The organism is Mesorhizobium sp. P160927, from assembly GCF_057766385.1.
Window position 1 is genome coordinate 1,833,017 of record NZ_JBYMDW010000001.1, and the last position, 23,266, is coordinate 1,856,282.

16 protein-coding genes and 4 pseudogenes are annotated in these 23,266 nt (G+C 57.9%); 5 read left to right on the top strand and 15 right to left on the bottom strand.

From position 1 onward, the window contains the following. The first annotated feature begins 70 nt into the window (after window positions 1-70). Both AC3CB8_RS08855 and AC3CB8_RS08860 read left to right on the top strand, forming a co-directional pair. Complete coding sequence (locus AC3CB8_RS08855) at window positions 71-682, top strand: hypothetical protein (protein ID WP_352726645.1); 612 nt, start codon at window positions 71-73, stop codon at window positions 680-682. Between the two features lie 115 nt (window positions 683-797). After that, window positions 798-2,096, top strand: coding sequence for an SIR2 family protein (locus AC3CB8_RS08860; protein ID WP_352486873.1), 1,299 nt, complete (start codon window positions 798-800; stop codon window positions 2,094-2,096). A 48-nt stretch (window positions 2,097-2,144) separates the two neighbouring features. Here AC3CB8_RS08860 and AC3CB8_RS08865 read toward each other — a convergent pair whose 3' ends face one another. Further along, window positions 2,145-3,065, bottom strand: a complete 921-nt coding sequence (locus AC3CB8_RS08865) for an SGNH/GDSL hydrolase family protein (protein ID WP_352726642.1) — start codon at window positions 3,063-3,065, stop codon at window positions 2,145-2,147. Window positions 3,066-3,202: 137 nt separating this feature from the next. Between AC3CB8_RS08865 and AC3CB8_RS08870 the strand changes: the two genes are divergently transcribed. Both AC3CB8_RS08870 and AC3CB8_RS08875 read left to right on the top strand, forming a co-directional pair. Further along, window positions 3,203-4,291, top strand: a complete 1,089-nt coding sequence (locus AC3CB8_RS08870) for an IS5 family transposase (protein ID WP_352727456.1) — start codon at window positions 3,203-3,205, stop codon at window positions 4,289-4,291. Further along, on the top strand, window positions 4,288-4,632 hold the full coding sequence (locus AC3CB8_RS08875; RefSeq protein WP_019859992.1) for a hypothetical protein: 345 nt from the start codon (window positions 4,288-4,290) through the stop codon (window positions 4,630-4,632). The genes AC3CB8_RS08870 and AC3CB8_RS08875 overlap by 4 nt, the downstream gene beginning before the upstream one ends. A 203-nt stretch (window positions 4,633-4,835) precedes the next feature. On the opposite strand, the gene AC3CB8_RS08880 is transcribed toward AC3CB8_RS08875, so the two are convergent. The 3 genes from AC3CB8_RS08880 to AC3CB8_RS08890 form a co-directional block, all read right to left on the bottom strand. Beyond that, complete coding sequence (locus AC3CB8_RS08880) at window positions 4,836-6,254, bottom strand: L,D-transpeptidase (RefSeq protein ID WP_352727422.1); 1,419 nt, start codon at window positions 6,252-6,254, stop codon at window positions 4,836-4,838. Between the two features lie 1,858 nt (window positions 6,255-8,112). Continuing rightward, complete coding sequence (locus AC3CB8_RS08885) at window positions 8,113-8,691, bottom strand: hypothetical protein (RefSeq protein WP_352486877.1); 579 nt, start codon at window positions 8,689-8,691, stop codon at window positions 8,113-8,115. Window positions 8,692-9,015: 324 nt separating this feature from the next. Beyond that, a protein-coding gene (locus AC3CB8_RS08890) for an IS3 family transposase (RefSeq protein WP_156939434.1) occupies window positions 9,016-10,205 on the bottom strand; the annotation gives its coding sequence in 2 pieces (ribosomal slippage) (window positions 9,016-9,953 and window positions 9,953-10,205; 1,191 coding nt in all). 89 nt (window positions 10,206-10,294) lie between these two features. Here AC3CB8_RS08890 and AC3CB8_RS08895 point away from each other — a divergent pair. Then, window positions 10,295-11,240, top strand: a pseudogene (locus tag AC3CB8_RS08895) (IS110 family RNA-guided transposase); the annotation flags it as partial. Between the two features lie 352 nt (window positions 11,241-11,592). Here the strand turns inward: AC3CB8_RS08895 and AC3CB8_RS08900 are convergent. The 11 genes and pseudogenes from AC3CB8_RS08900 to nodC all read right to left on the bottom strand — a co-directional run bounded on the left by AC3CB8_RS08900 (window position 11,593) and on the right by nodC (window position 23,256). Beyond that, window positions 11,593-12,675: pseudogene (locus AC3CB8_RS08900) on the bottom strand (IS3 family transposase). A gap of 88 nt (window positions 12,676-12,763) precedes the next feature. Continuing rightward, window positions 12,764-14,077: an HlyD family type I secretion periplasmic adaptor subunit gene (locus tag AC3CB8_RS08905; RefSeq protein ID WP_023784697.1), complete on the bottom strand. Its 1,314-nt coding sequence runs from the start codon at window positions 14,075-14,077 to the stop codon at window positions 12,764-12,766. Next, window positions 14,052-15,827 carry a type I secretion system permease/ATPase gene (locus AC3CB8_RS08910; protein WP_352486924.1) on the bottom strand — a complete coding sequence of 592 codons (1,776 nt, stop codon included), beginning with the start codon at window positions 15,825-15,827 and terminating at the stop codon, window positions 14,052-14,054. The genes AC3CB8_RS08905 and AC3CB8_RS08910 overlap by 26 nt, the downstream gene beginning before the upstream one ends. 384 nt (window positions 15,828-16,211) lie before the next feature. Further along, window positions 16,212-17,012, bottom strand: a complete 801-nt coding sequence (locus AC3CB8_RS08915; protein WP_023784695.1) for a calcium-binding protein — start codon at window positions 17,010-17,012, stop codon at window positions 16,212-16,214. Between the two features lie 899 nt (window positions 17,013-17,911). After that, window positions 17,912-18,117: pseudogene (locus AC3CB8_RS08920) on the bottom strand (IS21 family transposase); the annotation flags it as partial. 90 nt (window positions 18,118-18,207) lie between these two features. Next, a complete protein-coding gene (locus AC3CB8_RS08925; protein WP_023770907.1) occupies window positions 18,208-19,158 on the bottom strand; it encodes a LysR family transcriptional regulator in 951 nt (316 codons plus the stop codon). Window positions 19,159-19,225: 67 nt separating this feature from the next. Beyond that, window positions 19,226-20,014, bottom strand: a complete 789-nt coding sequence (locus AC3CB8_RS08930; RefSeq protein WP_023736275.1) for an ABC transporter permease — start codon at window positions 20,012-20,014, stop codon at window positions 19,226-19,228. Between the two features lie 3 nt (window positions 20,015-20,017). Next, window positions 20,018-20,929, bottom strand: coding sequence for a nodulation factor ABC transporter ATP-binding protein NodI (gene nodI, locus AC3CB8_RS08935; protein WP_023736276.1), 912 nt, complete (start codon window positions 20,927-20,929; stop codon window positions 20,018-20,020). A gap of 43 nt (window positions 20,930-20,972) precedes the next feature. Next, window positions 20,973-21,218, bottom strand: a pseudogene (locus tag AC3CB8_RS08940) (carbamoyltransferase N-terminal domain-containing protein); the annotation flags it as partial. 35 nt (window positions 21,219-21,253) lie between these two features. After that, the gene (gene nodS, locus AC3CB8_RS08945; RefSeq protein ID WP_023770905.1) at window positions 21,254-21,862 is read right to left on the bottom strand and encodes a nodulation methyltransferase NodS; all 609 of its coding nucleotides are present in this window, start codon (window positions 21,860-21,862) and stop codon (window positions 21,254-21,256) included. Between the two features lie 35 nt (window positions 21,863-21,897). Next, window positions 21,898-23,256 carry a chitooligosaccharide synthase NodC gene (nodC, locus tag AC3CB8_RS08950; RefSeq protein WP_023784692.1) on the bottom strand — a complete coding sequence of 453 codons (1,359 nt, stop codon included), beginning with the start codon at window positions 23,254-23,256 and terminating at the stop codon, window positions 21,898-21,900. Window positions 23,257-23,266: the final 10 nt, after the last annotated feature.

A 23,266-nucleotide genomic window follows, 5' to 3' on the forward strand; every position in this document is an offset into this window, starting at 1 on the left:
TTTGGGCAATAGCAAAGGTCACCGGAACAGGGATCGAGGACGAAAGTCTGGCATCGAAGGAGAAACGCACATGGCAAAAGCAGCACAGAAAAAGCCAGAAAAGAAAGCCGCAACAAGAATCGTCCCAAAGAAAAAAGAGGCTTCAGGTGCATCGCGCACGAGGCATCTGCGATTGCGCTGCGACTGCTACCTGTTTCTAGACAAGCTAACCGCCAAAGGGCTCTCGATTGATGATCTTGATCTGGTGGACTATGCCAAGGATGGCGCCGTAGCGCTGCTGGCAGCATATCCCGCAGATGTGGTCTTCACCAGTGGGCGACGCGACATTCAGGCTCAGGCGGACGCGATGGCCAACAATGTCGTGAAAGATCCGAAATGGATAGAGAAGACCTACAAGGCAAGCACGCAGCGTGATCAACTTCAGAAATGGGTGGATGACAATCCGGGCGCCAAAACTGCTGCCGAGATTTCTGCCGGTCTCTACAGTGTTATGTCGGCTTGGAGCGATGCAGAGAAAGAGGGCTTTTCGGCCCATTTCACTGGAAAGGCATTTGATATGTTGCCGCCAAAAAATCATGCGGAAGAGATAGAGAAGTTCATCAGGAAGCTTCCCTATTTCAAGCAGCTACTCACGAAGGAAGGCGGCCTTATCATCTGGCACGTGGCCTTCGAGAAGAAGTAGGATACGAGCTTTTGGGCGGTACGCGGGCAGCTGTCAGTTGATCCAGAAAAAGAAAGAGCCGCGCTCAGAGGTCCATCCCTGAACCAATCGTCGCATTAACTGTCGGGAGGGATTAATGGACACACCGTTTGCTCCGTTTGAAGACGGAACGGCGTTTGAGGCGCTTAAGTCACTGGTCTCAAGCGCTCATCCTCCGTTGGCTGTTATCGGATCCGGAGCGAGCATCAATTCGGGTTACCCTAGTTGGCCGGACCTCATGATCGAACTTCGCAAGAAAGCGGGAGCGACGGCGCGGATTCATCAGCTCGCGGAAGCCCTCAAGGGCGATGCCGCTTGGGAGGCTGAATTTCATTCAAAGACACTCGGCAAAAGGACCTTTTCCGAATTTATCAAAGAGCGTTTTGGACCGCCGATCGTGCTCGCCGAGCCACACCAAACCATCGCGGCGATTCCATTTCGACATTTTCTGACCACCAACTACGACCCTTGCATCGAGCTGGCATTGCATCAGATGAATGAACTCGCGCCGGCCGTTCTTTGGGAGGACGGGAATGCGCTATCCAGGTTTCTGATCGGCCTTTCACGGACAGGCGAGCCCCGCAGCGTAGTCTACCTACATGGCCGATACAGCCGTCCTCAACATGCGATACTTACTGAGACATCGTATGTTCGACGCTACATCAAGAGCGATGATGCGCGCCGAAAACTGCTCGCTATATTTATGACAAATCCTGTCGTGTTTGTTGGGTTCTCGATGTCGGATCCTGACTTCGGCAATCTGATGCGTGAGGTTACCGCCAGGCTCCGCACACGCTCGCCTTGTCATTATGCACTCATGAGTTACGGTTCCGAACCTGAGCGAGAGGCCCTTCGCCATCGCATGCGGGGAAAATTTGGCGTCGAGCCCGTTTTCTATAGCCTGGCGAAGAGTGGCGAAGACAAATACGCCAACCTCTTGAACCTTCTGCAGGCGCTGTCACCGCAGACGAAAGGGCCCAAAAATGTCTCTGAACCTTTTGGGGGAGGGGGGCAACAGCAATTCTCAAGACGTCTGGACCGTGATCCAAATGACCCCGAAAAAGGTCAATGGGGCGGATTGGCTGAGACCGGAGGCCGTCGTCTGAAGGTTGTGCGGAAACCTGGCGGAAACCGCAACCAGTTTCTCGTCTTCAGTCTCGTGGTTGAATCGCTTCCGGATTCAGCGCCGCTCGAAGGCGATGTCATTTTCCACCTTCATCCGACGTTTGATCCGCCGGTCCGTGTCGTACACGCGTCGAACGGCAGAGCTGTCCTCGACAACTGTGTGGCCTATGGCGCATTCACAGTGGGAGTCGCCGCGGATGAACAAAGAACGCAACTCGAGCTTGACCTTGCGCTTCAGTCGAATCTACCGGATTGGTTCCGCCGACGCTAACTATGTTCTGTCGCCTTGCCGCGAAGCGACGTGGTAGAAAGCCTGAACTTAAATCCGCCCAGGAAAATCGGCAGCGAGCCGAGCTCTGAAGATTTCCATAATCTTCTTGAAGCCACCTCGCTTCGGATGAAGTTCATTGGCCCATTCTGATATTTTCAACGTTCCCTGTGTTTCGAGCAGAGTGAATCGGTTCGCCTTTTTGTTGGCGAGGCGGCCAAGCAATTCGCGAAAAAGCTTCAAGGCATCGGCCACAGCCTTCGTATTCGCAGTCATATCGGTTTGGCCACTGAATTCGAATGCAGGATGCAGCCAAGGTCCGATGCAAGCGGGATGAACATTGTTCGGGATCGCGAAATCATAGCAGTAGTGCCCGTAGATCGGAACGTTCTTGGCGTACAAATTGCGAAGCTCGAATAGCTCTTCGTACGACGCCTCGATCATGCCCATGGCCTTTTTGAACCTCGCGTCATCGAGAGGCGGGTTGGGCGGATTGCTGATGAAGATGCAGAATGCGTCCCCAGCGATGTCATTTCCGCCTGCCGATATGAGAATCGCATCCGGCTTGCCGCGCCGGCCCCATTTGTCCTTGGTTTGGAGCGCTGTCTTGATGCGCTTCTGCATCGGTAGCGACAGCTCCACGACGGATGTGTAGCCCCAATGCTTGGCAGGAACGATGATCGGCTTGGGTGTGCCTACATCCTGCAACTGCTGGATAATGTCCGTGTGCTGGAAGGTCGGACCGTTATCGAGCAGCGGATAGTCGAACCAGGAATCTCCAATCGCCAGAAGGCGCAAGGGATCAGCAACCAAGGCCCTGCCGCTTCTTTGCGCGCGTTCGGCGCGGGCATCGGCTGCAGCAATGCGTGCCTCGGCGCGCTTGTCTTCAGCGCGCTGTTCGCGCTCAATCGCTTCTAGCAGTTTCAGCCGTGTCTCGTTCAGTTTGATGGCAAGCCTATCGCTGTTTCTCATTGCGAGCCTCCTCCAACGCTTAACGTGCGTACAATTCCTTTTTTGATCCTCAACCTCTAGCAGGCTGTTGAAAAAGGGGCTCGCGGTTGGGGTAGCTCCGTGATTCACTCATTTCGCGAGAATGCGGAGGGTGAATCGTGCGCGGCGGCGACAATCGAACTGGCGAGTTGTTCAGCTACGTTGATCTCGAGGCGCGGGTTCGGCGCGATCATCCACTGCGCGCGATCCGTCGGATAGTGAATGAGGCGCTGGCAGCGTTAGAGCGGGACTTCGCGGCGCTGTATTCGCCGATCGGGCGACCTTCGATCCCGCCGGAGAAGCTGCTCAGGGCAATGCTGTTGCAGGCGTTCTATTCGATCCGCTCTGAACGGCTTTTGATGGAGCGGCTGGAATACGATCTTCTGTTCCGCTGGTTCGTCGGCATCGGCGTTGACGACGCGGCCTGGGATCACTCGGTCTTCTCGAAGAACCGCGACCGGCTGCTGGAGGGCGACATCGCGGCGAAGTTCTTGAACGCTGTCCTGGCGCAGCCCAAGGTGAAGAAGCTTCTCTCCACGGATCACTTCTCAGTCGACGGCACCTTGATCGAGGCCTGGGCGTCGATGAAGAGCTTCAAGCGGAAGGACGGCTTGGATGAGCCACCGTCGGGTGGCGGGCGCAATGAGGAGGCGGACTTCCATGGCCAGAAGCGCTCGAACGAGACGCATGCCTCGACCACTGATCGTGATGCTCGGCTGTTCCGCAAGGGGAAAGGCAAGGAGGCCAAGCTCAGCTTCATGGGGCACGGGCTGATGGAGAACCGGCATGGTCTTCTGGTTGATGCCTGCCTGACGCTGGCCGACGGGCATGCCGAACGAGTGGCGGCTCTGCACATGATCGAACCCCGCGCCGAGCGACCGCAAGCCATCACCCTCGGCGCCGACAAGGCCTATGACGCGGAGGACTTCATTAACGAGTTGCGCTCGATGAAGGTGACGCCACACGTGGCGCAGAACACGAACGGGCGCCGTTCCGCTATAGATCGTCGCACGACCCGGCACGTCGGCTATCTCGTCAGCCAGCGCATCCGCAAACGCATCGAGGAGGCGTTCGGCTGGATCAAGGTCATCGCAGGTCAAGAGAAGACGAAGTTCCGCGGTCGCGACCGCGTCGGATGGGCCTTCACCTTCGCGGCTGCCGCCTACAATCTGGTGCGGCTGCCCAAGTTGATCGCGGTGCCGACATGAGCGCGCCGGCGGACTGCAAGCTGATTGACCGCTGGCATATCGTCGAGGCCGATCTGTGGGATTGCGGCTATCTCAGCCTCTGCGGTCCCGCCATGGTCACCATCGGGGCCGACAACACCGGTGAGATCGCCTTTGGCGCTCTGCAAGCCAGCCTCGATCTCAACTACGGTCCCTCGATGGTATTCTTCACATGGGCCGGCTTCGACGAAATGGACGAAGCCACTGGTGATGGCTCCGCCGAACTACTCGACGACGGCTCCATCGAGATCACATTCGCCTATCACAATGGCGATGAGGCTATCCTCAAAGCCAAACGGGACACTTCTTCAACAGCCTGCTAGGGCTCCCCTCAGTCACCCTCACCATCGCGCTGGCGCTATCATCCACATCAGGCTGTTATGCAAAATCGGTATTGGCCGTGGTAGATCGCTGAAAACGTGATTTGCCGGGCATGGATCGAGCGAGGCGGCCAAGCGCATGGCCACCCGTAAGCAGTCCGACGCGTGATACCGAGATGCTCAGCGCCGTCGCAGCAGAAGGTTGCTCATGCATACTCTACGTGCAGGCGGAATCCTTGCGTGGCAGCCAAGGCCTCCCTCAGTTTCACCGCGCAATCCTTGAGTGTGTCGCCGTCCTCGACAATGCCGACGCACCCGTGAGTGCCAGGCGGAGGGCCGTCGGGGTGAATACGGAAATCGCCTCGAGTGCCGGTCGGGATGACTTCGTCTATGTCGAACGTGAAACCTATGCCGTGGCGAGAACACCAGCTTTCAGAGCGTTTGCGGTAGTTGCTGACGACGAAGTAGCCAGGGGGCGTCGGACCATATTTGCGTTTGTAGTTCGCCGCAAATCCTCCCGTGGTTGCGTTGTATTCGCCAACGCGGTTGCCATCCATATCGTAGACAGCCAGTTTGCCGGTGTAACGAACCACATTCATTTCGTTGAGAGCCTGGTCGATCTTGAAGGTGGCCAATACCGGCAAACTCCGAACCAACGGATCCATCTGGTCAGTAGCATCCGAAGCCTGCTTGGAGCCTGCCTTCAACTGATTCCAGGTCAGAGGCGGCTCCTGAACCCCTGAAATAAACTCTCGTATCGCGAACACAACGTCGACAGACAGCGTTTCTAGTGCCTCTTCAAATTCATTTCTATCCTTCTGGTAGAGTTCGAGAGTAATGTTGGCAGGATCCTCGAACTGCGTATCCGAAACGGCCGCGAACACCGTGAGCCATTCACGGAGCTTCTGCGGGCCTGAACGCTCTAGGGTCGACCTTCCCAACGCAAGGATTGGAGCTTCTAGCCCGCTCTCATAAGCCTCCGCAACAAAGCCTGCGCTGTCGATAATCATGGGCAGGATGTCGGTGACCCTCACGCGGCGCGCTGGCACAGTATTCCGCTTCCGTTCGGCATCAATCCCGTTGAGGATCTGGTTGTCGCTGAAAGGCATGCCTCCTTGCGCCTCATGTTTGAACATGGCGTGGGCCAGCAGCAGCATGTCGGCGTTCGAAGCGAGCGATATGTTGGTGTTGCCGTCGAGCTTGTGGTCCGACCATTTGGCCCATCCATCCACATAAGCCTGGATCTCGGCTTGCGCAGCATGCGGCCCTGCATACTTCTTGGCCAGTGCCGTGATCGAGAAACTGCCGACGTTCCCGAAACCGTAGAGGTCGGCGATCAAGTAGTACCAAGCTGAGACCCCACATTCGGGGGTTTGAAAGATCGCAGTCCTGTTGCCTTTCTTGTCAGGAGGTGTCTCGCCGACATAGCCCGGCCGCTTCTGTTGCCACGGCCTGGCATTGAGTGCACCGGGATCATTGGTCCGGATCGACCGCCTTACAGCGACATCATCAGGCGACGCACTGAACCATCCGCCGTCAACTACGGTTCCGAAGTCGACCTTGTAAGAATAATTGTGGACCGAATTGCTCAGGGTTGAAATGAGTTTAGGCAGTGCTTTTGCCATGTCGGTCTCCTCCTAGACCAGATGTCGGCCAGCTTGCTTCAGGCAATCTCCACGCTCGGTACTTTTAAAGAGCGTCCTGCCTTCACATGCAGAAACGTGGCTTGGTCCTTTCGATCCCGCGTGCCGATCTGTCCGCGGAAACGATTGTCACGGCCGTCTGCTCGATTGCAGAGTAGCTGCGGAAAGGTAAGGGAACGTAGTCGCGTCGAGATATTGGCCCCCGGCGTATGGAGCGTGTCAGCTTCTGCCAGTCGCGGTCGCCCTGCCTGCCATCGGTACCTAGCTCAAAAATTGTGTCGAGACAGATTTGACCACCGCGCAATTTGGCCAGAGGTTGCGATGATTTGACCAATTCCTCGCCAGGAAATGGGCACGCGTTGAGTAGATCCTTGAATCCATAGAATTCTTCGGCTACGTTTTTTTCTCGGCTCGTATTGAGACGTCACATGAACTACATGCATGGCCGGAATACCTTCGGACCAAATAGCCAAACCAGCCTTGCATGAGCTGTGGCGAATTTCAACTGTGCCAAACAGAATTATTAATTGGCTACTTGCGTTCGGGTAGACACCCTACAACTCTGAAATCTTCAAATGCAGGGCGCAAAGGGCTCTGCCCCTCCCTTTCCTGACAAGCGCTATCGATGTGGTCGAACCCGAGGGAGATCGGCAGTCCCGGACGGAGCGACGTTTGGGTCGAAAAAGCCGAACTCGCTTTGACAAATTCACGACAAACGCTACAGCCTTCCACAGTCACAGTTTGCGCCGGATATCGCATAGGACGCGTGTGGAACCGCCGTCAGGTTCATGTCCTCTACAGGAATTTGGATCTGAACGTTCATGGCTCGTTCCTGACATTCAGATAAAGATGGTGGGCAGTATCGGCCGCTGCTGCACACGGCGAGGCAGGGACATTGTTTTTCACCCATGTAACGACGGCAGCGACGGCCGCGGCCGTTGAGCAAACTGAAAATAACGCCGGCGCCACCTGCGTTCGTGCGTCATAGACCTTGAGCCGATTGGCATAACTTGGTGTATCCTCGGCGGAGCGTTGCATCTGGGAATACTGGGAAGCGCCGGCAACTTCTGTGCCCTTGCCGCCTTAGCTGTTGTAGTTTCTTCCGGCTTACCCGTATTGTCCCGGATGCTCCGGGCCCACCCATGGGAACAGACACGGCTTTCCATCGATCGCTTGCCCGGAGCGCGAGCAGCACGGGCAGCCTGCTACTGGCTGGCCCGTTTTGACCATGCGAGACGAGTTGCGCGAGGCGCGACGAGGCTGCCATCCAGACGGACCAGTTGTTTTCCAGGTCTGACGTGGATGGCGCCCCAGAAGCGCCAACTTTCGCCTGGGCGCGGGCGCTACTTAGGTTGGCATTCGGTATCCACGGACATTATTCCTCTATCATCGACGAACTGAAACCTCAGCGCAGTCAGGTAGTTTCGAAGACAGCTGCCGTCGTGCGTTGCGTTAATCTGTGTCTCGAAGGTAAGTTCGGAGAAATTATCTCCGTTGCTGATAGAGAAAATCAACCGAGCGGAATCTGCATCCTCAACAAAAGGATTTAGTTTCAACAACATCCCGGGACTAAGGGGAAACTCCAGAACGCTTTGACCCGTTGGGGCTTCCAGAGAAAGATTTCCGCTTCGATTAGATTCATTGACAAGCGAAAATTCAGAGAACTGTATTGACACTACGTGCACTCCTTTCGATGATGATATAAGAAAGGCACGGCACCGCTCAATGCTTCTAAACCGCTGAGCGAGTTCAATTTATTGTGCCGCACGTTGCTTGAGCCTGCCACCGTTTGATCATGGATTTCCAGAGCATGGAGTGGAGCGTCGTCACATTCCGATACCTACTTCTGAAACCGAATTCTTGTTACCGCAAGTTCCGAAATGAGAACCGCAGCACCCAAGAGTCCGACCAAAACAAGCATCTCTATTTTGTCCAATCTCAGTAGAACGACTGCAAAGCCGAGCAAGCCTACCGCGAGAAGGCAAGCGGCAATGTTGAACAAATTGTTCCAAGCTTCGCTCATTAAATCGTACAGGTCCTTCACGCTGCGTTTTTCTGTCCAGAAGTAACGCGGCATAAGCAAACGATCATATGCATACATCGCACGAAAAAAAAGAACGACTGCTATCGCTATAAAAATGACAGAAAAAAAGAAAGCATAGCGGTAGAAATTGCCAAGTAGATGGCACTGAGGAGCGCAGAAGCCATACTCGTCACCACCAATAATTGTTTCGAGTTTCCCTCTGTCGCTAATGAGGGCAATTACAGCAGTGAGGAGTCCTGTAAAGAACGCCCCAAAAGTTTTCGCTACATCCATCTTTGCTTTGATTTTTTCCCTGAGTGACTCAATGAGATATTTCTCATCTTCCGTACGATCTTGATCCCCGTTCATGACGTTCTCCATGTGCGGCAGCACCATTGTGACAATATCCTATATTTTACACCCTACTGCGCGGCAGGCGCCGCGCCAATGGTGATCAGATCCAAATATTAGTACATACTCCGAGCACGGACTTGGCGTTGACGTCTGCTGAGTGGGCCCCAAGCACCGGACGCGATACTTTGAGAGTTGGCGGCGTTGGCGAAATGACTTTCGAGCCTATTCGCAATGATCCTGGCTCCCTGATGAGAGTCTGTAGCGGGATGCCGTCGTCACGCAGAGCGACGACCAGAATAATTTGGAGACGGGCGCCCCGCCTTCGGCGAATCCTGTCTGCATATAGGTTGACCTGCTACTGAACTGTCATCCAGCTGCGATTAGAGCCTCGACCGTTTTTGTTACGCCTTGTGGCGCGGGTTGAGCAACCGGCGGAGGCGCGGAGCCTTCCATCAGCACAGCGTCGGAGCCGGTTGCGGTGATGACCTGGGCATAGGCTGCCGGGGTCTGGTAGCCGAGCGAGGAATGTGGCCTCGCGGTGTTGAAGTCCTCCCTCCATTCGGCGATGGCGCTTCGGGCGTGGTCGAGACCGAAGAACAGGCTCTCGTTCAACAGCTCATCGCGCATCCGGCCGTTGAAACTCTCGACATAGCCGTTCTGCATCGGCTTGCCCGGCGCGATGTAGTGCCATTCGATCCTGTAATCCTTCGACCAGGCGAGGATGGCGTTCGAGGTGAACTCGGTGCCGTGATCGGAGACGATCATGCGTGGCTTGCCGCGCTGGGTGATCAGTTCCGTCAGTTCACGGGCAACCCGACGGCCGGAGATCGAGGTGTCCGGGATCGCCGCCAGGCATTCGCGCGTCACGTCGTCGACGACGTTGAGCACGCGAAACCTGCGGCCGCAGGCGAACTGGTCATGCACGAAATCCAGCGACCAGCGCGCGTTCGGCTTTGCCTCGACCAGGATCGGCGCCCGCGTGCCGACCGCTCGCCGCCTTGCCCGGCGCTTGCGCACCGTCAGGCCCTCCTCGCGGTACAGACGATAGATGCGGTTGACCCCAGATGCCTCGCCCTCGCGCCTGAGCAGGATGAACAGCCGCCTGTAGCCAAAGCGTCGGCGCTCATTGGCGAGGTCGCGCAACCTGCCACGCAGCTCCGTCTCGGGCGGACGCCTTGACCGGTAGCGGATCATCTTGCGATCGGCGCCCACAAAGGAACAGGCCCGACGCTCCGACAGACCCATGACGGCCTGCAGATGCGCGACGGCTTCGCGCTTGGCGGCGGGCCCTACCATTTTTTTGACAGAAGCTCACGCAGCGCCGAGGCTTCCAGCATCTGATCGGCGAGCAGCTTCTTCAGCTTGGCGTTCTCGTCTTCCAGCGCCTTCAGCCGCTTGGCGTCGGACACGTCCATCCCGCCATACTTCGCCTTCCAATTATACAGCGTCGCCTCCGAGACCCCGTGCTTGCGGGCCAGATCGCCCGCCTTTACACCCGCCTCATGCTCGCGCAGAACCGCAATGATCTGCTCTTCTGTGAACCGCTTTCTCTTCATCAGTCCGTCCTTCGATCAAGGGCCGGACTCTAATCTCAGATGGAGGAAATTCTTAGGGGCAGGTCAAGGTCTATGAGGTTTGAGCGGCAGTGGTTGTCCGCCGGAAGTTGCGTCGCGAGGATGTAGTCGCATTCTTTACATCCTTGCCGGCGTGCTTGATCGGCATCGAAGCCTGCGCAACGAGCCATCACTGGGCTCGTGTCCTCACGGCTCTGGGGCATGAGGTTCGCCTGATGCCTGCGTCATACGTCAAGCCATACGTGAAGCGGCAGAAGAATGATGCTTCGGATGCCGAGGCAATCTGCGAGGCGGTCACGCGACCGACGATGCGCTTTGTTCCGACAAAGAGCGAGGAGCAGCAGAGCGTGTTGCTACTGCATCGCGTCCGCGAGCTTCTGATCCGGCAGCGGACAATGCTGGTGAACGCCTTGCGCGGCCACTTGGCGGAGTTGGGCATCATCACTCGTCAGGGTGCTACAGGGCTGAGCATGCTCGTCGCGTTGGTTGAGGACGAGGGCCACGACCTCATTCCCCCGCTTGCCCGATCGGCCCTCTTTCTTTTGGTGCAGCAATTGCGTGAGGTGCACGAAAAGGTCTGTGAGCTGGACCGACAGATTCACATCTGGCATCGTTCGCACGAGTTGAGCCGGTCGCCTCGAAACGATCCGCGGCATCGGTCCGATCACCGCCAGCGCAATCGTTGCGACCGTGACAGATGCTTCGCTGTTCAAATCCGGCCGGCAACTCGCGGCTTGGCTTGGCCTGGTGCCGCGACAGAACTCATCCGGAGGAAAGGATCGGCTCGGGCGGATCAGCAAGCAAGGCGATCCCTACATCCGTCGCCTTCTTGTTGTGGGAGCCCATGCCGTGCTTCGCTTCTGTCCTAAGGGCAAAGCGGCACCCACTCCCTGGGCTGCCGAGCTTCTGGCGAAAAAGCCGTACAACGTCGTTGCGGTGGCCTTGGCAAACAAGATGGCCCGGATCGTCTGGGCGCTGATGACTACGGGCAAGCGCTTCGCGGATTCACCGGCGTAGTGACGTAGTCGCAGAGGAAGCACAGAGGTTGGTGAGGTGCTGATGGTGTGATGACGGACGGTCGAACCGGGATCGGAAAAACCCGCTCAGTGGGTGCCGCTCAAAAAGCGCGTTGACCTGTCTGGGATCCGATCCGCGGACTTCATCAAGGCCAGCGGCATGAACAGGCCGCACTCAAAGGCCGAATACATGCCTGCACCCGACCAACCTGTCATCAATATCAGAAAGCCCTTGCCACGCGGAGGCCGTCCATACATGCCACTGAACTGTCATCCAGTGGGAATTAGAGCCTTGGCCGTTTTGCTCCTATACCATTCTTTGGACCGCCGGAAGGTGGAGTTTTCCGGCTGTTTCACGATGGCGGGCTGACGGCGCCATCGGGATTGATCAACGAGATCGGAACCTTGTGCCCGATTGCGCCATGTGGGCGCACCTCGTTGTAACTTTTCGGCCGCGTCGGCAAGCGTCAGGAACCAGTGGGCGTTCAAACATTCCGCCCTGAAGCGGCCGTTGAAGGCTTCGATGTAAGCGTTGTCCGTTGGCTTTCCCGGTCGCGAGAAGTCGAGCGTGACGCCCCTGGTGTAGGCCCACAGGTCGAGGTCGCGGGAGACGAACTCCGAGCCTTGATCGACCCGGATCGTCTTTGGATAGCCGATCTTGGGGCAGACCTGTTCCAGCATCCTGACCACATCCTCGGCGCGGTAACTGAAGCGTGGGTCGAGCACCGGCACGTAGCGTGAGAACGTATCTACGACCGTCAGGACCCGGATCTTCTTGCCCGTCGCGAGCTGGTCGTGAACGAAGTCCATCGCCCAGACGTCGTTGGGTTCGACGGCTGGCTGGCGATCGTCTCGCAGCTTCGCCTTCACCCGGCGCTTCGGCGTCTTGTTCCTCAGTTGAAGGCCCAAGTCCCTGTAAATGCGATAGGTCCGCTTCATGTTGATGTCCCAGCCCTCCCGCGTGAGCATCACGTGCACGCGCCGGTAGCCATAGCGAACCCGCGTCGCGCAGATGTCTTTGATCCGAGCTTCGAGGCCGGCCTGGTCACGGCGGCGGGACTTGTAGTGATAGGTGGAGGTGTCGAACTCCAGAACACGGCACGCTCGCCGGATCGACACGTTCCAATCAGCACAGGTATCGGCCACCAGCTCGCGCTTGCGACCAGGCCTCACAGTTTTCGGCGGATCACGTCCTGCAGCATCTCCTTGTCCAGCGACAGGTCGGCGATCAGCTTTCTGAGCTTGCCGTTCTCGTCCTCGAGCTGCTTCAGCCGCTTCATCTCTGTCGGCAGCAGCCCGTTATATTTCTTCTTCCAGTTGAAATAGGTCGCCTGGCTGATCCCGGCCCTCCGGCAGATCTCCGCCACAGGAAACCCATCCGCTCCCTGCTTCAGAATGAACGCCTTCTGCGCGTCCGAAAACTTCGATGCTTTCATCGCTTCCGCTCCTCTCCCAGCCGGGAAACTACAGCGGAAAACTCCAATTCTGAACGGTCCAGTTTCGGGGGATCAGATCAGATTACTTTCATTCCTCCTGGAATGCCCGACTGATTTGGTCCGACAGCGGCTTCACAAAATAGGAAAGCGCCGTACGCTCGCCCGTCTTGACCATCGCTTCGGCCGGCATGCCGGGCACGAGCGTCAGGTCCTTGAGCTTCGTCAGTTCCGCATGCGGAACCGATAAACGCACCAGGTAATACGAAATGCCGTTTTTTTCGTCCGTCGCCAGATCGGCTGCGATCCGGCTGACATATCCGTTCAATTCCGGCGTGGTTCTCAGATTGAAAGCTGACATCCGCAGCACGGCCTTGTGACCAAGCTGGATTTGGTCGATGTCCTTCGGGGTGATTCGTACTTCAAGCGCAAGATCGTCGCCTTCCGGCACGATTAGCATGATCGGATCGGCGGGCGTAATCACTCCGCCGACCGTATGAACTGCGAGTTGTTGAATGGTGCCTGACTGCGGCGCGACGATATCGATCCGTCGCAGTTCTTGTTCAGCCGCCACCTTGCGCTCACCATACTCCCCGACCTGCGCCTGAACCTCTCTGAGCTCCTGGCCGACTTCGGTCTTGAAATCCTGATCGATCTGCGGGATCTGCAGGCGCGTTTCGGCTATGCGGGCTGCTGTCTGTGCCTGATCTGCGATCTTCTCACCGCGTTCGCCACCGAAAGTGGCAACCTGGATCTTCAGGCTGTTCAACCGTTGGTCCGAGACAATGCCTTGGTCGCGCAGCCCACTCAGAACAGCAATTTCCTTTAGGAGAACCTCGATCCTTTTTTCACAGGCAATTTCCTGCGCCTCGAATCCTTCGATCTCGTGGCGATACTGAGTAATGTGTTCCGCCAGTTGCGCCTGCTTTCCGTCGCGGGATTGTCTGCGGAATTCGAACAGCAGCGTCTCGCTATGTATTGCCGAAGCTACGTCCGGAACATCTCTTCGGGCGAGCAGCCAGTCCGGGAAGGCGATCTCCGCGAGATCGTCACGCTCAGCATCGAGTCGTGCCTGGTAGGCGGCGAGCTCATCGAGCCGCTTGCTGACTATGGCGAGATTAGCGCGCGTCTGGGTGGCATCGAGCCGCATGAGGATGTCGCCGGCTTTTACTTTATCGCCTTCGCGCACCAGGATTTCTCCCACCACCCCGCCGGTCGGGTGCTGCACCTTCTTGACATAGGAATCGACGACAAAGTGTCCGGACGCGACAACCGCACCGGAGAGATTCGTGAAGGCCGCCCAGGCTCCGGCTCCTCCCACAAAGATTACGCTCGCCAGGAGGCCCGCCACCAGGTGGCGGCGAATGGAGCTGGAAACGTCATTGTTCTGATGAATGCCGGACACCGGGATCCTCCATGTCAGCGCGCTCTCCCACGTTATCCTGTGTAGATTCGATGGCCTTGACGCCAGCGCCTCTTGCCATCGCTGTCCCCTTCAGGACTTTGGAAAGCGCTTCACCACGCGCACCGAATACTCGCTGCCGTCCACCTTCCATCACCAACACCAAATCCACGGCGCGGATGGCGCTGGGCCGATGGGCGACGACAACCGCAATGCCCTTGCGCTCGCGCACGGAGGCGATCGCCTTAACGACCGCAGCCTCGCCTTCCGAATCGAGATTGGCATTGGGTTCATCCAGCACAACAAGGAAAGGGTCTCGATAAAGAGCACGGGCAAGACCGATACGCTGGCGCTGCCCGGCGGAAAGTGCCGATCCGGCCTCACCGATTGGAGTTTCGTAGCCGTGCTCAAATCGGAGGATCAGTTCGTGCGTGCCCGCTGCTTTCGCCGCGGCGACAATAGCCTCAGGGTCAGGATTATCTTCAAAACGAGCGATGTTTTCGGCAATGGTGCCGTCGAACAGTTCAACACCTTGCGGCAGATAGCCGATATGACGGCCTAGTGCTTCCCGGTCCCATTGATCGAGGCTTGCGCTGTCGATGCGAACTTTTCCGGCGACCGGCGCCCATGCGCCGACGATGGCGCGCGAGAGTGTCGACTTGCCCGAGCCCGATGCACCGATGATCCCGAGTGCGCTTCCCGCCTGAATGGCAAACGCAAGGCCGGTCACGGTCGGCTTCCTTGCGCCGGGCGGAACGATTGTCACGCCTTCGAGGCGCAGTTCGCGTTCAGGTGCAGGCATTGGCATAACGGCAGCGGATTCAGGAACCTTTTCCAGGAGGTCCTCCAGCCGCGCCCAACCCTGGCGCGCCATGAGGAAAGGTTTCCAGCTTGAAATGGCCAGATCGACCGGAGCCAGCGCACGCCCCATCATGATCGAACTGGCAATCATAACCCCGGCCGTAGCCTCCTGTCTGATGACAAGGTACGCGCCGACGGCAAGAATGGCCGATTGCAGCAGCACGCGCAGCGATTTTGAAATGGCACCCAGCCCACCTGCCACGTCCCCAGCTTTCCGGTTGGCGGCCAGAAACTTGGCATTGGCCTTTTGCCATCGGGCAGCGATCCGCTTTCCAAGACCGAGAGCTTGCACGACCTCGGCATTGCAACGCGCTGCTTGCAGCAGACCATTGCGTGCCATGTTGTGGGAAACGGTATCGCTTATCGGCCGTTGCGAGAGAGTGTTGGCAAGGAGTGTCAGAGATGTGAGACCGCCCGCCCCGATAAGTGCCGTCATGCCGATCCAGAAATGAAGGAGGAAGCAAATGCCAAGATAAAACAGCATCCATGGCAGGTCGAAGAACGCTGTCGGACCGTTTCCACCTAAGAAGCCGCGAACATTGTCGAGATCGCGAAGCGGCTGTAAGCCGTCGCCCGGCATGCGCGTTGAAAGCGGAAGGCGAACGATCGCATTGTGAACGCGTCCGGAAAACTCTCCATCGAAACGCTCGCCAATCCGCAGCAGCACGCGGGCGCGCAAAATGTCGAGCAAGCATTGGAACGCATAAAGCCCCGCAGCAAGCACGACGAGCCCCACCAGCGTCGATACGCTGCCACTTGCCAGAACGCGGTCATAGACTTGAAGCATGAACAGCGGCGAGATCAGCGCAAGCACGTTGACCACGCCGCTGATCAACAGAATTCCCCAAATAGCGGAAGTCAGAGGGAAAGGTCTCAAAGCTGAATCCTTCAAGGAATGGTTACTCACGTAGGTCTCCGTGAGGATCTGGCGACCCAGCTCCCTATATTGCTCCCCGAGCGGCAACCGACTCGCTGATTCAGGATCAGTGCTCCCGCCGAATATGTTTGGTTTGGCATCTAATGGAGCGGGTCAACAACAACACCGTCCGGCTGAAGGTTTGGAAGGGATTCATCGTGGCCGGCCGCAAGGGCCCGAACAGGCTTCCGCCTCCACGCCTTCAGGGAGATTTCGGTGTACGACCAGCGCGACGTGCAGGGCTTCGTCAAGCTGTACACGCTGCGACTGCTCCCGGGCGCCCCGGCCCATCGCAAGTAGCGGAGACGGGAAAGCGCCCGCCCAGGGGGGCGGGGCGCGGTTCCGTATCGGTTTTCTGGATCAAACGAAGGTGAAGTCCGACGCGGTCAGGCCTAGGTCGGCCACGGTGACCACACCGCCCAGGTGGGCGAACTCGTGCGCGCTGCCGTCGCCGGTGACATAGGCCAGAGTTGCGACTCTGTCGGTGTAGCTGCTTTGGTAGACAATGATGTCGCCGGCGTGCTCGCCGGAGATCGCACGCGCTGCCTCATCAGCAGAGTTGAAAGATTCGCCAGTGATTACCACGACATGTTCGCCGTTCGCACCCGAGGCCGCGCCACTGTAGAAGCTGCTCACCGGGTAGCCGGACTGTATACTGGCGTTGTTGACGAAGTTCGCGCCAAAACCGTCGTTGTAGAGGCCCACCGCATCGAAGGCGAACTTGTCCTCCGCCGGGTTGAAATCGGTGATAGTGGTAATGTCCGGCTTCGACCCGACACTCGGATCGACCCCAGGCACCGGATTGTGGAACTGGAACACGAACGTGTCATTGTCGGTGCCCCCGGTCAACGTATCCTGGCCGTCACCCACGTAGAGGACATCCTGGCCGGGACCGCCGCTGAGCCTGTCATTGTCCTCACCGGAGATGCGCGCGTTGAAGCGGCCGTTGTCGCCGGAGAGATCGTCCCAGCCATCTCCGCCGAAGATGCGGTCGTTACCCTCGCCGCCAAGGGCTCGGTCACTGCCCGGGCCAGCCGAGATCTCGTCGTTGCCGCCACGACCGTCAATCCAGTCACCGCCCTGGAAACCCTCCATCCAATCTTCACCCTTGGTGCCGAGGAGTGTTTCGGCATCCGGGCTACCCTCGATAATGTTTGCCATCGAAAAATACTCCTGATGATGCACCCTGCCTGACGCGTTCATATTGCTCATCGGGTAATTAGAGAAATCGATTGCTTGGATAGACACACATTTACGAAATGGATGCATTCACGTTCACTTCGCCCTTCCGCTGAGCAGTAGCGGGCTCGCAGGCGGCGGGGAATCTGGTCGCCCAAGCAATCGATCTGAAGATTGGACACTCAAACCGGACCGGGACAACACTTCGTAAGCCGTCCTAGTTCCGCCCCAAACTTCTCTCTGTTGCTCGACGCAGGCATACCCGCACCGTAAGCGCTGGACGAGGACAAGTTCCGCTGGCCGCGGGTGGAGAACGGCGTGATCCGGCTTGCCGCGCCCAACTGATGGCGCTCGTCGAAGGCATGGACTGGCGCGCTTAAGCCGATCGGAGACGGCGTCCGACGTCGGCCGGATAGGCCGTGGCGGAGTGACTCAGGCGCAAAAGGCGGGCCTCTGGCCGTGCAAAGTAAGCTTTTGTCGGTGACGAGAAGCGCTTTGGCCCGTCTCCACGAAATCGTTCCGCTCAAGGCGATATTCGTCCCCATGGCGGCGGAGAAGGCCGAACTGCAACAACTCCGGAGCGAACACTCAAGGCCGAGATCGTCCGGATGGCGACACTCAACGAGCGTGCCAGGAGAGGCTCGCCGACCTTCAGGGATCGTCAAGCAGCTGGAGCGCGCCGCTTCGGTCGCAGCTCCGAGAAGCTCGAACGTGCCCAGCAGGCCTTCGCCTTCGAATCCAGACCGGGCTCGGCGCGATTGAGTCCGAACTCGAGGCCGCAAGACCGCAAGAACGACAGGCGAGCCGCGACGTGCTGCGCGACCGCGCAAGGCGTTCCCGGTGCATCTGGAACGGGTCGAGATCGTCATCCGGCTCGACCCATGGGGGAAGAAGCGCTCCCGCAGCCAATCGTCCAGTCCGTCAAACGCCGTCGGCCGCACGGGCTTGCGAAACGGAACAGTCCCGCCCTCGCTTAGCTAGATGCCGAGGCACGGTGTTGCGCGCGCACCCGAATTCCTTCGCCCGTCGGTTCCCCGCCAACCTCATGCCGCCGCAGCATCGCTGCCACCTCTTCAGGCTGAAGGATCTGCTATCCCTGCATCGTTCTCGACAATGCAGGAATCGCCCAATCCCAATCGCCATCCATGCCTCCTCTCATAACCGAGGGGTCAGTTTCTCAATTCGGCCGACAACTGAGACGTCCGGTGCTCTTAGGCAGGGCAATCATACGAGATGCCTCCTGCAACATCATTTCCCGCATCCATAGGCTTGCCGGATCATTATTGTGAAGCGCAGGCCATTGGACGGCCTCCGTGAATGCGGCAGGAAGTGGCGGCGGAAGTTCGACAATCCGCAAGGGTGTTAATTTCGCGAAATGCTGCGCCAGCCGCAACGGCATGGTCCCGATGCGGCTGGTGCCTGATAGAAGGGGCGGGATCATGCTAAAGCCGTGTACGACGACCTCGATACGTCTCTCGAAACCGTTCTCGAGCAAATACCATTCCTCGATGGAGGGCTGCCGGGTGTCTCCGAATTTGAGCACAACCTGCCCCATCGACAAGTATCGGTCGAATGTAAGTGGCTCTGACAGCTGCTTGTTCGTGCCGCAGCCTACGCATACGAGCATATCTTCGAACAGGGCTGCGCGAGGATGTTTCGACATGAACACTTCCGGCATAATCAGAAAATCAACGTCGCCGCGCCGGAGAAGCTCCTCGGGGTCGTCGGAAATAGGCAGACATTCGAAGCGGACGGCGGGAGCTTCCCGCGCAGCACGCTTTACGATTTTCTTAAAAAATACGAGTGTGAGGTAATCGGAAAGGATGATGCGGAAGCGACGATCCGATCCGACCGGGTTAAAGGGGTCCCAGGAAATAATCGACAGCTGGATGTGCAGCAATGCCTCCCGGACTGCTGTGGCGAGCCCCTCCGCGCGAGGTGTCAAAATGAGTTCGCGGCCGTTCATCGTAAATAGCTCATCGCTGAAATAGGCGCGTAACCGACCGACGGCGGCGCTCATGGCCGGCTGACTCAGGTTAATACTGCGGGCTGCGGTGGTGACTTTACGCTCCCTGATCAAAGCGTCCAGCACAACGAGGAGATTTAGATCGAGTCCCTTAAAACGCATGCATTGACCTATCCGACGCGTGGATGGGTATCGCCCCAAACAATCAATTTCACGAATGGTGAGAGCGTCAACGCATCAGCCGACGACGAAACAGAGCAACCGATAGGAAGAACGGCAAAACCGTGTATATGCAAAGCGCGCCGATATGCAGGCCCATGCTGCCGGCGGGACGGCCAAGCATCGCCGGACGAATGAGGTCAATTGCATGTGCGAGCGGCAACAAGGAGGCGACGTCCTGAAAAGCGCCGGGCAATTGGTTGACCGGAAACATCGCGCCGCAAAGGAACAGCATGGGTGTTATAACAAGCGTATTATAAAATATGAAATATTCATAACTGGGCGCAAGCGCCGTGACGACCATCGCTAGACTCGCGAAGGCGAGGCCACTGAGAGCGATGACTGGCAGCAAGCAGAGGATGGATGGCCACGATGCGTAGCCTAGCGTGGTGGCAACAATAGTGATCGCTGTGCCCGCCATCAGGGCCTTGGTGGCTGCCCACGCCAATTCGCCGAGTAAGATATCGCCGAGCGTCAGCTGAGTGCATAGCATTCCTTCCCAGGTGCGCTGGTCGCCCATGCGGCCGAAACTCCCGTAAACCGTTTCAGCGGTCGCCGATGCCATCGCGCTTGTGGCAACCATGCCAGCCGCGAGAAACGCAATGTACGAAGTGCCCTCAACAGGACCTATCATTGTTCCGATTCCAAAGCCGAGACCGAACAGATAGATCATCGGATCGGCGAGGTTGCCGAGCACCGATGCAAGCCCGATTTTCTTCCATCCAAGATAGTTGCGGCGCCAAACCGCGACCCAATTCCAAGCATTGGCGGGCATGCCCGCCGCATAACGTTCGCCCATTGTTCAGTCCTCCATCTCGCGCCCGGTTAGCCGCAAAAACACATCCTCGAGATTGGGAGGACGCTGCAGAAGGCGTAGACCCGCGCGCCCGCGTAGCTGCGCCAGCACCTGCTCCGGATCGGGTGCATAGCAAAAAAGCGTCTCACCGCTCACCTCAATGCGCTGTGCGTACGGCCGGATCAGCGCACCCAGTTCATGCGGATTGCCGCCGTAGACCTCGACCACGTCACAGCCGATCTGCTCGTCAATGAGTGCGGACGGGCGGCCTTCGGCGATCTTGCGCCCCTCCTCCATAACGCACAGCCGATCGCACAGCCGCTCGGCCTCTTCCATGAAATGGGTAGTCAAAAGAATAGTCTTGCCCCGCGCCAGCAGCGATCGCAGCCGTTCCCAGATCAGGTGGCGGGCCTGCGGATCGAGGCCGGTGGTCGGCTCGTCCATCACCAGCAAGTGCGGGTCATTGATCAGCGCACGCGCGAGCGTCAGGCGCCGCTTCATGCCGCCGGACAGTTCGGCGACGCGCGCATCCGCTTTGTTCTCGAGGCGGGCGAACTCAAGCAGCGATGGTATGACCGCATCGATCTGGCGTCTGCTCATCCGGAAGTAGCGCCCGAACACCAACAGGTTCTCGCGTACAGTGAACGCGGTATCAAGATTATCGAACTGCGGGACCACGCCGATGCGCATACGTGCCAAACGCGCGCGCGCCGGCACTGGAACGCCGAGCACAGTAATCTTCCCCGCATCGGGCGATGTCATGCCGAGGACCATACGCGCAATCGTGCTTTTGCCCGCGCCGTTCGGTCCCAAGAGCCCGAAGCATTCCCCCGCCGCAACGCGGAACGACAGTCTGTCGACAACGAGCTTGTCATAAGTTTTGCTTACGTCAGTAAGATCGATCGCTACCATGGACATGGGTTCATTTTACCGAGAGGGACGCCAAGACTGGCGGTTGCTTGGTTGCCTGCCGGACCTGAAACTGTGACTCGTCTTCGCCATCCCAGCCGTCGATAACGAACTGATCGACATCACAAGGATTTAGCCCCTGTTCCGGTAAAGCGGCGATAATTGCGTAGAGATTATCGATGGCTTGGTAACGCGGATCGTTGTGCCGCTTTTCCTGGTCAACGCAGAAGACGAGCCGTCCATCCTCGACCAGGGCGATCGCCCCATCATGGGTCAGCTTGATACCAAAGATGCGCATAGTGTCTCCAGGTTAACGGCGATAGATTCGATTCATCAGGAAGCGGAAAGCGGGTTTCGGAAACGGACGAGCAAGCAGTCTTCGTTGACCGACTCGCCCCGACACTCAAGACGCTCTACCTCGATCAACGTTTCGTTCAGCATGGCGATGACCGGCTCAGCACCAGCGGCGTGACCCCAGCGACGGCAATTAGCATCCCTTGCCGATCCGAAGATCAGATGCCCGCCAGGCGCAAGCACCCGCACCAGGTTTTTGACGGCCGCGCGCATCTCGGCTATGTCTTCGAGATAGTAGAGGACCTCCGCCACAACGATCAGGTCAAACAACTCGTCGGTCGAAAACTGTTGAACATCGGAGACTATCCAGTTGATGCGCGACGGCTCGTTTATCCGTTGACGCGCTCGAGCAATCGCTTGCGCCACGACATCGATGACGGTGAGCCCTTGGCAGTAGGGGGCTAGTTTTTCCGTGAATGCGCCGGCAGCGCACCCGACTTCGAGGGCATTTGAAATGGAGCCTTGGGCAAGCGCCAGCTGGAGCATTTGCGTGTGGCGCTTCCGCTCGAACGGATTGCCGTCGAGAAGCCACGGATCGTCTGCGGCCAATTCCCGATCAAGCAACTGATGATTCACGTTCTGGGTCAAACTCGTGCACCTCTCGTCCACTAGGTAATTAGCGATCACTCGTCGCCGCAAATGTTGCCCGACAGCACTAATTCCGAAGAATCCCGCGCAAGATTGAGCCTGCGAAGCGGAGCCGCATGGGGCGAGAATTCTGCCCTGCTGGAACCAGTGATCGGAGTTTGGGTGGGGGCCTGTTTTCCCCCAGTGTTCGATGTAGCGACAGCAGAGCCTCGCGACAGCCAATCGCTATTGCTCAATGTACACAGCGCGTAGGCTTTCAACGGAAGCAAGAGAAAGATGTTGATGAACGTGTGCAGCGAAAAGCCCAGAAATCGAAACTGTCGGGCACGAAATGCTACCACGCTGCATCGGAGCATGGTCATGGACACAATCATCAGTCCTGTCCACCAAGGCACAGAGCCTGTCAGTGCGAAATGTGCGAGGCCCGTTAATACCGATACGGCGAGGAGTAGCGCGCCGAGATTCTGTCCGACCACGTCCAACGTGAGATAGCTATTCAGGCTGGGCAGCAAGCGCAGCCCAAGCAGCGTGTCCCGGAATGTGCTTCGTGCCCAACGGAGTTGTTGGCGCAGATACGGTCCTAGTCTGTTCGGGACGACTGTGGCCGCGATGGCGCTCGGAACGTACTCGGTTCGAAAGCCTGCTTTCAGCATCAGGATAGTAAGATGGCGATCCTCACCGAAGTCGCTTGGCTTGCCCCGAAAAAACTGCGACTCGTACTGGTCCAGTAACAAAAGGAGCGCAGACCGGCGGTACATGGCACATGGGCCGCAACAGCACATAACGGCACCGAAGCGAGCCTGCGCCGCGCGCTCCTCGTTGCAAGCCAGCCAGTACTCCATGTCTATCAGCCTGGTCAGCCAGCTCTCGGTCCGGTTACTGGCCGTCAACTGACCCATGACTGCGCCGACCGCTGAATCTCGCATCTTCGGTACAAGCTTGGCAATGACGTCGGACGCGAGTAACGTGTCTGAATCAACGTTAAGCACCAGATCCCCTGATGAGCGGCGTATCGCGGCGATCTGCGCCTTGCGCTTTCCAACATTCTCGGGAAGCAAAATGATGTCGAACCTAGGGTCGCGCGCGTAGGCTTCGTGGACAGTTCCTAAGGCTTCGCGATTTCCAGAACCGTCATCAACCACATAGACCCGAAGTCTTCCGGCGTATTCTTGGTCGGCAATGGAAGCCAGGCACTCTGAAAGCGTGCGCGGATCCTCGTTGAAGCAGGGGACGATGACATCCACGCTGGGCAGTTGATCGGAGCCGACGAGAACCTCCAACGCCGATGAGTCGTTTGTCGGCAGAGCATAAAGCCCCTGCATGCTCTTATAAGCAGTCGAGAGCAGCGCATAAAGCGATATGGCCACAGTGCTGGTTGTACCAAGAAGAGTCATGGGATCTCGT

Excerpts from the sequence above, each read along its gene's own strand:
- AC3CB8_RS08855 (WP_352726645.1), top strand. The coding sequence starts at position 71 with ATGGCAAAAGCAGCACAGAAAAAGCCAGAAAAGAAAGCCGCAACAAGA.
- AC3CB8_RS08860 (WP_352486873.1), top strand. The coding sequence starts at position 798 with ATGGACACACCGTTTGCTCCGTTTGAAGACGGAACGGCGTTTGAGGCG.
- AC3CB8_RS08865 (WP_352726642.1), bottom strand. The coding sequence starts at position 3,065 with ATGAGAAACAGCGATAGGCTTGCCATCAAACTGAACGAGACACGGCTG.
- AC3CB8_RS08875 (WP_019859992.1), top strand. The coding sequence starts at position 4,288 with ATGAGCGCGCCGGCGGACTGCAAGCTGATTGACCGCTGGCATATCGTC.
- AC3CB8_RS08880 (WP_352727422.1), bottom strand. The coding sequence starts at position 6,254 with ATGGCAAAAGCACTGCCTAAACTCATTTCAACCCTGAGCAATTCGGTC.
- AC3CB8_RS08885 (WP_352486877.1), bottom strand. The coding sequence starts at position 8,691 with ATGGTGCTGCCGCACATGGAGAACGTCATGAACGGGGATCAAGATCGT.
- AC3CB8_RS08915 (WP_023784695.1), bottom strand. The coding sequence starts at position 17,012 with ATGGCAAACATTATCGAGGGTAGCCCGGATGCCGAAACACTCCTCGGC.
- AC3CB8_RS08925 (WP_023770907.1), bottom strand. The coding sequence starts at position 19,158 with ATGCGTTTTAAGGGACTCGATCTAAATCTCCTCGTTGTGCTGGACGCT.
- AC3CB8_RS08930 (WP_023736275.1), bottom strand. The coding sequence starts at position 20,014 with ATGGGCGAACGTTATGCGGCGGGCATGCCCGCCAATGCTTGGAATTGG.
- nodI (WP_023736276.1), bottom strand. The coding sequence starts at position 20,929 with ATGTCCATGGTAGCGATCGATCTTACTGACGTAAGCAAAACTTATGAC.
- nodC (WP_023784692.1), bottom strand. The coding sequence starts at position 23,256 with ATGACTCTTCTTGGTACAACCAGCACTGTGGCCATATCGCTTTATGCG.